Raw genomic sequence first — 10326 nt, 5'->3', positions numbered from 1 at the left:
GGCCGCGTCAACGGTGGCGCAACAGGTCTCGACGGTGTTGCCGCTCTGCCTGCTGGTCATTCCCGCAGGCATCGTCCAGGTGCCGGCGCCCACCGCGAAGTTCGATGCGAAGCCGACGAGGTCGGACCCGGTGGTGGCCACGGTGCAGCCAGGGTTGACGCTGGTGGTCGAGTTTGCCGAGCCCTCGATGGTGCCTGGTGCGACGTCGAACGGATCGCCTGATGTCACCCGGCCGGACAGCAGCACGCACACTGCGCCGCGGTAGGCCGACACGTGGGTGAAGGAATACGTGCCGGTGTCGGCCGCGGTGAGCCGCTTCCAGAACACGTCGATCCGGCCGCGTGTGGTGGACGTGGTCGCCAGCGATGTCTTGAGCGTGAACCCCGTCGGAGGGGTGACCGTGGTCGCGCTTTCCATGTAGTACGCGACCAGAGCAATGTCGTTGATCGCCGCGCCGGTGGGCACCGGTACTGCGCCGTTGACTGCGGTGGCCGAGGCCAGGATCGCGCTAGAGCGAAACGCCACGACTCACCCCTCGGCTTTTGCTTAGCCCATCTGGTCTGTGAGGGAGCCGATCGGCACCACCACGGTGTCGCCGAGGTTGACCGCCTTGCTGCCGCCGGTGACCGGCGCGTAGGACAGTTCCTTCGGAGTGCCCGTCGAGTCGACCGCCTTACAGCCGGCCCAGGTCCCGGCCGGCGCGTTGGTGATCTGCGCGGCGTTGGTCGAAGCTGTCACCGCGCCGGTGGCGTTGTTGGTTGGCGCGCCCATCGTCAGACCGGAGAAGCCGGTGCCCGCGGTGTAGCCGGCGGCCGTCGCCCATTCGGTGTCGGTGCCGTTGTTCGCCGTGCGGACAACGGACAGGAACAGCACCTTGATAGGGCCGGTTACCGCGTAGGCGGTGCCACCGTACTTCGCGACGAGGTAGCGGTTCGCCTCGGCTGACGGTGCCCCAGAAGTCCCGGACATGGCTCAGGCCTCCTGGGTGGCGCCGGCGTAGGTGCTGGTGATGTGTTTCCGCAGCTTGTCGCCGCGCACGCCGGACTTCGCGACCTCGACGATCGCAAGGTTCTGCGCGTTGAGCACGTCGAGGATGAAGGCCGGCGTGCAGTCGTGGTGGAACTGCTGACGCCCGTAATGCAGCTTCGGGTGGTCGTCGCTCTGGCCGCAGCCGTCGCAGCGGTAGATCACGTGAATGCTCACGGTCTCCCCTTCCGGGAATCAGCTGATGAAGACGGAGCCTTCGACGGTGCCGGTGATGACTGCGAAGATTCCGTTGACGAACCGGGCTCCGTCGCTGAAATCACCCCGGTCGTCGGTCCCCTGCGGCAGCTGGATCGTGTCCAGCAATGTCCCGGAGCCGGCGGTGTTGTCGAACAGCTGGACCACCGCCGGCGCTGCGCCGGTCGTCTCTCGAACCGTGAACCCGCGGTAGAAGCCGTTGCCGGTGGCGAGTTGCCCCGCCACCAGCGGCTTCGGGGTTGAGGGAGCGGCCACTACCGGATCACGTAGTCGATCTCGACGATGCACGCCGGGATCACAACGCCGGTACCGGAGTGAATCCGACTGACCGTGAGCACGTCGCCGGCGTTGGCGACTGCGTCGGCCGCGGTGCCCGAGAGCGCCATGGTGTCGGCCACGAACGCCGTCGAGTTGGTCGCCGCCCAGGAGCGACCGAGCGGCAGTGCCGCGCCGGCCGCAGCTGCGCCGCGGTTGCGGACCGAGAGCACGGTGAAGTTGGTGACGTTCGCGACGACCGCGGCCAGCGGGATGACCCGGCCGGCCTTGATCGTCGCGTTGGTCGGCAGCACCGCGACGGGCGTCTCGTCGTCGGTGGCAGCTGAGGCCATCGCCGCCGGGATGAGTGCCCGGATCGTGATGACTCCGGGGGTATCGGCTAAACCTGGCATGACAAACTCCGTTCAGTTCTGGTTGAGCCCCGACGGTCCGCCGGGGCCGGGAGCCGTCAGGCTCAGTTGCCCCGATAGAAGCCGCGGAATTCGAGCGGCGTGCCGGAGTAGATGTGCCGGATCTTGTAGGTGATCTTGTCCGAGGTGAACACCGAGCCGACAGTGGCGTCGGACTGCACCAGGAGATCGGGCTCCTGCTTGCCCTGGTAGAAGCCGAGCTCGATGGTCGGCACCATCGCGGGATCGCCGACGAGGTACCACGTCGCCGAGGCGAGCGCGGAGAAGTAGTCGACGACGATCGGGGTCAGGCCCTGGTGAATGTTGGGGGTGTTGGTCGGGCCGGCCGGGGTCGCCGGGATCGCCACCGCGGAGGTGCACAGCTGGAATGCGAGTTCCTCCAGGTCCGGCGGCACGATCAGGAACTTCGGCACGATCGACAGCAGATCGGTGGCGTCGCCGAAGGCCGACTGCTTACGCATCTTCTTGCGGCCCAACGAGAGGTTGGTCTGCGAGAGGGTGTTGCCGGCGTCGACGTTGTTGTGCCCGGCGGCGAACAGCGCGGTCGAGTCGAAGCTGCAGGTCGCGTTGGTCTGCATCATGTCCCAGACGAACCGGAACAGCGTCTGTGCGGCCGCCAGGCCGAGCTTGACCGGGATACGGGTAACCGCCCGCAGGTCATCGTTGGCGATCGTCTCGATCGTCAGGTCCTCGGTGCCACCGCGCTTGGTGATCCCGTAGGTCACTTCCTCGTTGCCGGGCGTGGTGAGCGCCTGGTACGGGGCGCCCTGGTTGACGCCAGGCAACACACCGTAGCCGCCGAGGCGCTCGATGCGCTGCGTCCGGAAGTCGTTGACCGGCACGATCGAGGAGATGATGCTGCGCCAGGTGGACAGCGTCGGCTGGTTGTACTCGGCGATCATGCGCCGAGTGACCGAGTCGCCGAGGATCGTGTTCCAGGTGCCGGACACGACGGACTCCGTCGAGCGCAGCGAGGAGTCGAAACCGGCACCGTTGCCGACGGACTCCGCGAGGATCTTGCGGTTGATGTCGGCAGTGTCGAGCAGGCCGGAGCGGTAACCGGTGATGTCGGCATACGCCTCCTTGAGGGACTTGTATCCCTTGGAGAAGTCGCCGTCGAACGAGGCGTTGAGCGCCTCGATCTTCTTGTCGACCGCTTCTTGGCCGACCTCGACCGATGTGATGCTGGGGGTCAGGCCCTGCTTCTCGAAGCCGGCCAGCAGACCCTTGACGGTCTCCACCTGAGCGAGCAGCTCGCCCTCGGTGAAGTTCTCCGCCAGCATGCCGGTGACGGTCTCGACCACGCGTATCGTGGCGGTCTCGGGGAAACCAGCGCCAGACACCGCTTCGCGGATGGCGATCTTGCCCATCAGCGACTTGCTCGTCAGCTTGGGGGCGTCCGGGTCCTCCACGATCGGAGCGGACTCCGTCACGGGGGTTGGCACTGCAGCCGAGGCGAGACCGGCGGCAGCAAGCTGCTCGGGGGTCGCGGAGGCGGCGAGCGCGAGCAGCTCTTCCAGCGTCATCTCGTTCTCCTGATCTGTTTCGGTACCGCCGGCCACCATGCGAGTGGCGCGGCCTCCGGCAGCCGGGTCGGCTACCACGTCCGCGGAATTCACGGAGAGGATCTTGGTTGCTTCCGACAGCCGGCGGACGCCGTCCACGATGGTTCGGTAGTTGGCCATCACGTCGTGGCTGATACCGACGAGCCCGGCGAGGCCGGCCTCCTGCGCCGCGAGCGAGGCGTCGAGCGCCTCTGCGGTGTGTGTGGCCGACGGCAGCAGGTGCAGGTCGCCATAGATGCCGTCGTCCTTTACTTCGACGTCGCGGTAGGAGCCGACGAGGCCGAGGATGGTGGACGTCTTGAGCTCGGCCTCGGTGCGGTGGTGGTCATAAGCCTTGGCGCCCTCGTACAGCGACGCCGCTTCGGTCAGTACCTCGGCGGGGTAGCGGCGCATGTTCTTCGAGTCACCACTCGCGATGATCCGGACGCCGAAGATCCGGCCCCCCGCTGCGTCCGAACCCTTCGCCTCGACGAGGTGGCCAGTGATGGAGTCGGCTTCCTTGCGCGACTCGGTCACCGGTTCCGCTGCGAGCGGCTCATAGGTCGTGGTGGCCTGCACCTCGATGGGCGTGCCGAGCGTTACCGCACCAGCCGCGTCCATCGCGTATGTGACCTTGAACTGGTCGTCGCTCATTCCGGAGCAGTAGACCGCCCAGTCCGGACCGATGTCGACCACGTAGATGTAGACGTCCTTATCGAGCTGATTGCCGATGGCATCGGCCTGCTGCTCGAGCTTGTCCTCGATCGCTGCCTGCACGATTCGCCGGATCTCGTCGAACGAGCCGGTGGTGACCGCCTCGGTGGTCGCCTGCGGCGCGGGTAGCTCGTCGATCTTGGTCAGCTCGGACGACGAGAGCCCGAGGTAGTGACCGGTGGGCTTCCATCCGTCGCCGTCCTTGGCGTACATCTCGACACGCGCAGCGGGCTCGAGGTCATTGCCTTCGACCTTCACGGGCACGGCCGGCACCTTGCCCTTGTGTACGGACTTGATGCGTCCCTTGGCCACGCCGGTGGATGCCGACCAGGACACGAAGTCCTTGGCCTTCACGCTCACGACCGCGCCCTCGGTGAGGCGCCCGCTACGGCGTCGCATCAGTCAGCCAGGATCTGCGGCACGGTCGAGTCGGCCTTGAGCCAGAGGAAGTCGTCGCCGTCGATGAGGTAGCGCTGGCCGTCGAACGTGGTGGCCACGGTGCCCTCGTCGGTCTCGTCGACCGAGGTGACCTCGGAGACGTAGACGCTCAGGACCTTCGCAGCGTCCTCGACGCTGACCTTGCTCTTTGCAGCCATGCTCATGCTCCTTGTTCTTGATCGGTGGTGTTGGCGGGGTTGGCGTACGGAGAGCTCACGATCAACTTCCGCACAGTCGCCGTGCCGTTTGCGATCCGCGCTTTCGCGGAGTCGTCGACTGCTTGGGTGATGTCGTCGATGTTGGCGTCCGGGCCGTCGAGCTCGGAGGTGTAAGGGACGCCTGCGTACTGCTCCCACGCCTTCTGCGCGAGGATCTTTCCCGCCTCGACGGAGAGCGTTTGGTTGGCGAGCATCACGTCGATGCCTTGCGCCAGCTTGAGCAATGTCGTGGCGGTCGCCGACGCCTCGGCCACCGCGATCTCGGGACCGGTGACCTTCACGGTCTCCGATGGGCTGACCGTCTGATCGCCCACCGCGCCCGACTTGGCGTCGGTGGCCTTCACCTTCGCGGGCAACCGGCCGGCGGCGACCGCCTGGTCGACGGCGAACCGGGCGAGCTCGGTCTGGTAGGCCAGCCATACGTTCTGTACACCGCTCACGCGGCGCAGTACCGGCTCGGCCATCGACAGCGAGGTGGCGCGGTTGGCGTTGTCCGGGTCGGCCAGCCAGTGCTTGGCCAGGCCGGCGCCGGAGGCGATCGAGGTCAGGATGTCTTTCGCGGCGCCGGAGTCTTCTTGCGCACCGGACGGCGCCGACTTCGGGCTCCACACGACCTTCTCGTTGTGCACCTCGATCGTGCCCGAACGCGGGATGTGTGTTCCGCCGCGAGCCTTGATGAATGCGTCGATCTCGGTCTGGTTCGAGCCGGTCATCTCCACGTCCCACACCAGATAGCGGGCAAGCGCGGTCCGGTCGACCAGGTTCGACAGCACGTTGTCGTAGTCGTCTAGCCAGTCCAGGATCGGGCCTAGGAACGGTTGGCCACGACGGTCCTCGAGCGTGGCTTTCCATGACGGCCACCACTGCACGTTGCCGGCGCGCAAGCCGGTCATGTCGTCGATGCCGGCGACGTCCAAAGTTCGGTCGTCCATGGCGGGTGTGGAGATGGTCAGCTTGGACGGCCACAGTGGGTTGCCGTTGTTGAGCCCGACGGAGACCACCCGAGTTGTGGCGATCGGTGAGAAGCGGGTGACGCCCGTCAGCGGACCGACCATCATCTCGAGCGCGGTCTCGCCCATGAGCATGTGATCGCGGAGCAGCAGCTCCTGGATGCCGTTGAGGTTGTTGCGCGGGTCGTTCCAGAAGTCCTGCACGACCGCCATCACATCGGCGTTGCCGCACTGGATCGTCAGGCCGGAATCGCCGACCACGAATGACGTGTAGGTGTCGATGATTGCCCGCGCCATCGGGTTGAGTCGGTAGGCGGCGACGGAGTAGGCGCGCTGCTTCTCGAGCGTCCATCCCGGTGTCTCCCGCGAGCCGTTGCCGATCTGGCGAAATCCGACGTCGCCGTCGATCGGGTCGACCGCGAATTGGCCTCCGGCCGCACCGGATACGACGAGCTGGTCCAGGGATGCCTCGGTGGCGCGGGCGGGCTGGGCCCGGTTGCGCCGATCCTTGCCCTTGCCGTTGCCCTTGCCCATTCGATGCCCCCCTCAGATTCGCAGTCGTTGGTTGTTGCGGAACGGGTTGCCGCCGGCGGCGTCGGGGTTGGCTGACGAGGTTGCCGCGGGAACGTCGGCGACTACCCGCTGCGTGGCGATGTCGTAGCCGAAGACGGAGCAGACGATGCCGTCGATGTGCGCCCGGGCGTTCTTCTTGTCCAGCATCACGCCGGCGGACGTCAGCTTCGTCGAGCAGTTGTCCGCGTGCCGCGCGAGTGCCGGGTGGCCGTCGTGCGTGAAGGCCTCGCCCATCACGCCGTCGTAGAACAGTTGCGTTGCCGGCACCATGCGCGCGGCGGTGTTGGGGTATTCGACAACCGGCACGCCGTCCTCCTCGAGCGTGCGGAAAGTCTCGAGGTAGCGGGCCGGGTCGAAGACGATGCATTCGACGTTGAGGTCCCAGCGCAGCTGCAGGAACCGGCCGTCGACCTTGCCGCCGGGCTCGACGGGTGTGCGGCGGAATAGCGCCGGCAGGATCGCATTGACTTCACCGATCGGCACGTGCCAGTCAACGGCCTTGTCCGGCTTCTCCCACAGACCCAGCAGCGTCAGATGCGGCTTGGGGCCGCCGAGCAGCCACGCGGTGATCGCCGTCGAGTCGTTGCGGAACGATCCGTCGAACTGAACGACCGCGCGCTCGCCGGGGATCGGCGCCCGCCGTGGCCGGCCGAGCTTGTCCCACTTGCCGTCGCGTAGCCAGGAGGTGGTCTGCTGCACCCAGATGTTGAGCCGCTTGGCCTTGAAGTCGGCTTCGGGCAGCCGTTTGGCGCGGTCGGCCATGTTGTCCAGGTGCAGGAAGTCGCCCAGTGCGGGGTTGGCGTCCGGCCAATGTTTCTGGTTAAGGTAGTTGTCCGTCTTCTTGAGCACGGTTTCGTAGATCCGGCCGCCGAGGCGCAGGTCCTTCTCCTCGCCGGACATGACCTTCTTGACCCGGTCGTACTCGCGCCTGCAGATCGTCGGCGTGCCGTCGGAGTAGTTCGCGACGCCCTTGGTTGTGATGACCACGACCAGCGGCTGGTCGCGTGTGTCCGAGCCCTGGTTCATCACGTTCCAGAGGTCGTCGTCCTTCTGTGTGTGCAGCTCGTCGAAGATCACCCGCGACGGGTTGAGGCCTTCCTGCAGGCTCGACTCGCTCGACAGCACTTTGTAGATGGAGCCTGTCTTGGCGTACTCGATCGTCTTCGACGAGCGGTAGATCCGCAGGTGCCTCGACAGCTCCGGCGACATCTCAACGGCGGCGACCACCTCGTTGTAGACCAGGGCCGCCTGCTCGCGTGAGCCGGCACAGGAGTAGACCTCGGCGCCCGGCTCGTCGAACAGCCCGTCGAGCGCGAGGCCGCCTCCGATGAGGGACTTGGAATTCTTCCGGCCGATGAAGATCTCGTAGGTCGTGTACATCCGGACGCCGTTGGCGTTGAGCCGCAGTGCGTCGCAGATGATGTCGCCCTGCCACATGCGCAGCTGGACGAGCTCGCCGCGGGCGGCACCCTTGGTCAGCCGGATCGTGGAGCCGATGAAGTCGCAGGTGCGCAGTCCGTCGGTGTTGCGCTCGGTCCACTTAGTTTCTTCGGGCACCCACAGCGCGGGGCCGCGCGGGAGATCGGCCGGGAACCTGGGCGGGGCGCCGCGGGGCAGTCCTTCGCGCAATGATGTCGTCCTCGACGGCGGCACTCGGCTCCTCCTGCGCGACGAGCCGGCCGCGATCGGAGGGGTTGAAACCGCACAGCGACTCGAGCTTGACGACCTCCGCGTTCAGCGCGCGAAGCTGGGCAACAGCGGGATGCGCGACGAGTCCGCCGCGTTGTCCCTTCACGAACGGGCCGTCCTCCTCGATCACCAGCCGAAGGTGCGCCTCGTCGATCCGGGCGCGACAGATTCGGATGAGCACGTCACGGTCGCGGCTGATCGACAGCCAGCTCAGACCGGCCGACCAGAGTCGCGTCCACGTCTCGGCACCGCGATCGGCCAAGCACACCGAGCACGGTTCGCCGTCGTCGTTGCCGCGCGCGATGAAGCACGTGGCGGCCTGCGCGACGGTGCGCAGTTCACTCGGTACGTCGGGCGCTTCGTCGGTGCCGGGCATTTGGGTGACGGTCGGGATCTTGCGGCCACCTGAGTCACGGCCGGGTGCGCGGCCGGTGAGGTGCTTCTGCTCGACGGGCTTCGTGGGCCTGGCCATTGGTGCACCCCCGAGTGATCTTTCTGGACGTAGCGGTGATCCGGCCGAAGTTTTGAGCGTTTACGCGATGAGGGGCTAAGCCTTCAGCGCCCGGCCGTCCCGAAACGTATTTCCGTTTGCCGATGCTGCTCAGTCGCTGCGTGCGCCCTTGCTGGCGTTGTGGCGGCGGCACAGGGTCTGGCGGGGGCCGGTATGGGATCCACCATTAATCAACGCCAGAACGTGGTCAGCAGTCAGGTCATCGGTGGTACCACACACCGCACACCGTGGCTCAGCCTCACGCTGTGCCCGTGCGTGTGGCCTGTCGCTGTTGCGCAACGCAACCCATTGGCGCGTGTGTTCTGCACAACGCGAACCATGACCCAATGCGTTGCATGGTTCGCCTGGTAATCCAAGGCACGGTCGCAGCATCAGCGGATGTTGCCGGGCCTGGCGCCGCAGGTCAGTGCCTTGTACCGCGCAGCGAAAGGTGTGACCGCGCTTGCACTGTCCTTGCCCGTCACGTCGTTGCGGGGTTGACGACACCAGGCCACGCACATCAGCGCCCACTTCCACAGCCAATCCAGTAGGCGCTCGATCAGATGACTCGACGGCACGCGCCCGCCGTGGTGATCAGGTAACCGGCTGATCCTTCACAGGAACGGATCATGAGCACACCGTTGTGCAGATAGACCGCGTCGTTGTCCACGCCTGCCTAGTACTCAGCGATCAGCGCTGGTGAGCAGACGATCTGGTCTGGCCATTGGTCCTTCATGTGCAGGACCTGGTGGCTGTCGCGCCACATCATGATGCCGGGCGCAACGATGACCGGGGTCAGTGGGTTGTCGATCACTTCGGGCATCGCAACCCCCTGGGCGTGCGAAAGGCTCCCGATCGCTGTGGATTCGGGAGCCTGGGCATAGTCGTCCTAGCCGCGCTCATGATGACATTCGGACATCACGGACGCAAGTACCCGGTTTTCGCGGCGTGGCGCTGTTCAGGCACCGAGCTGCTGATCCCCCACCTTTTGCCGCATTATGTCCAGGACATCGCCGACTCTGTAGAGCGGCTTGCCTTCGGCATCCTCACGCCAGGCGAACAGTTTCTGACGCTTGGCCATGAGCCGGATCTGGCCTTCGGTGACGTGGTAGCCGGCATTGCGCAGCGCGCTGGCGATCACGGCAGGTCTGGCCATGTCATCCTGCGCCTGGTCAAGCGCCCACTGCACACGCTCGCTGGCCGGGTACTCCTTGCCGCAGCCAAGCAGCTCGTTGGTGTCCTCGTCGCGTGCGTTGCAGCGGATCGTCGAGGCGCCCGGCCGGCTGAACAGCGGCTGATCGCACACGCGCGGTTCTGCGAGCAGCTCGGCCTTGACCGTGCCGTCGCTTACGGTGACGGCCACCATGACCATCGCCGTGCACGGTCCTGCGTAGCGCTTGCCGTGGTTGTCCACGGCGTTGGCCAGCGCGTGCTGCAGATCCTTGAGCCCACTCAGGATCTCGCCGGCGAGCTGGTCCTGACGGATCGCCTCTATGTGGCCGTGCAACCAACGAGCCAGATCGGCGGTCGGCACCGGCCGGCCCGCGTCTTTGATCTGCGGCACGCGCAATCCGCGCGATTCGCAGAGGTGCCTGATGTCGCTGACCAAGCCGTTGCGGGCAAGGTCGGCCAGATGCGCCGCGCGAAGATCTATCGGCAACGGCTGCGAGGCCGCCTTGGTGTGCCCACCGCCACCGCTGCCGCCGGCTCGAGCTTGCCGCGTGATGGTGGTCTGTAGCTCGCTCAGTTGGGCGGGCATCTCAGCCAGGATCTTCTCGAGCA

General features: G+C 66.3%; 13 protein-coding genes. All 13 read right to left on the bottom strand.

Annotation, left to right across the window (positions count from 1 at the left end):
- On the bottom strand, positions 1-525 hold a 525-nt coding region (locus VGH54_RS10455; RefSeq protein WP_331511895.1), incomplete at its 3' end, for a hypothetical protein.
- Positions 526-546: 21 nt separating this feature from the next.
- Positions 547-969: a hypothetical protein gene (locus VGH54_RS10450; protein ID WP_331511894.1), complete on the bottom strand. Its 423-nt coding sequence runs from the start codon at positions 967-969 to the stop codon at positions 547-549.
- A gap of 3 nt (positions 970-972) precedes the next feature.
- Complete coding sequence (locus tag VGH54_RS10445) at positions 973-1203, bottom strand: hypothetical protein (protein ID WP_331511893.1); 231 nt, start codon at positions 1201-1203, stop codon at positions 973-975.
- A gap of 18 nt (positions 1204-1221) precedes the next feature.
- Entirely contained in the window at positions 1222-1497 is a 276-nt protein-coding gene (locus tag VGH54_RS10440) for a hypothetical protein (protein WP_331511891.1), read from the bottom strand.
- A complete protein-coding gene (locus VGH54_RS10435) occupies positions 1497-1910 on the bottom strand; it encodes a hypothetical protein (RefSeq protein ID WP_331511890.1) in 414 nt (137 codons plus the stop codon). The genes VGH54_RS10440 and VGH54_RS10435 overlap by 1 nt, the downstream gene beginning before the upstream one ends.
- Positions 1911-1972: 62 nt before the next feature.
- On the bottom strand, positions 1973-4546 hold the full coding sequence (locus tag VGH54_RS10430; RefSeq protein WP_331511889.1) for a hypothetical protein: 2574 nt from the start codon (positions 4544-4546) through the stop codon (positions 1973-1975).
- Between the two features lie 38 nt (positions 4547-4584).
- Positions 4585-4782: a hypothetical protein gene (locus tag VGH54_RS10425; protein WP_331511888.1), complete on the bottom strand. Its 198-nt coding sequence runs from the start codon at positions 4780-4782 to the stop codon at positions 4585-4587.
- Positions 4783-4784: 2 nt separating this feature from the next.
- Positions 4785-6326: a hypothetical protein gene (locus VGH54_RS10420; RefSeq protein WP_331511887.1), complete on the bottom strand. Its 1542-nt coding sequence runs from the start codon at positions 6324-6326 to the stop codon at positions 4785-4787.
- Between the two features lie 12 nt (positions 6327-6338).
- On the bottom strand, positions 6339-7922 hold the full coding sequence (locus VGH54_RS10415; RefSeq protein WP_331511886.1) for a terminase large subunit domain-containing protein: 1584 nt from the start codon (positions 7920-7922) through the stop codon (positions 6339-6341).
- Positions 7906-8526: a P27 family phage terminase small subunit gene (locus VGH54_RS10410; protein ID WP_331511885.1), complete on the bottom strand. Its 621-nt coding sequence runs from the start codon at positions 8524-8526 to the stop codon at positions 7906-7908. The genes VGH54_RS10415 and VGH54_RS10410 overlap by 17 nt, the downstream gene beginning before the upstream one ends.
- Before the next feature lie 410 nt (positions 8527-8936).
- Positions 8937-9122: a hypothetical protein gene (locus VGH54_RS10405; protein WP_331511884.1), complete on the bottom strand. Its 186-nt coding sequence runs from the start codon at positions 9120-9122 to the stop codon at positions 8937-8939.
- 98 nt (positions 9123-9220) lie between these two features.
- Positions 9221-9367 carry a hypothetical protein gene (locus VGH54_RS10400; protein WP_331511883.1) on the bottom strand — a complete coding sequence of 49 codons (147 nt, stop codon included), beginning with the start codon at positions 9365-9367 and terminating at the stop codon, positions 9221-9223.
- Between the two features lie 135 nt (positions 9368-9502).
- A complete protein-coding gene (locus VGH54_RS10395; protein WP_331511882.1) occupies positions 9503-10303 on the bottom strand; it encodes a hypothetical protein in 801 nt (266 codons plus the stop codon).
- Positions 10304-10326: the final 23 nt, after the last annotated feature.

The sequence above is a fragment of the Mycobacterium sp. genome (assembly GCF_036488105.1).
Taxonomy (GTDB): Bacteria; Actinomycetota; Actinomycetes; order Mycobacteriales; family Mycobacteriaceae; genus Mycobacterium.
The sequence above is the reverse complement of the archived record's forward strand: the minus strand, read 5'-3'. Positions and strand labels throughout refer to the sequence as shown.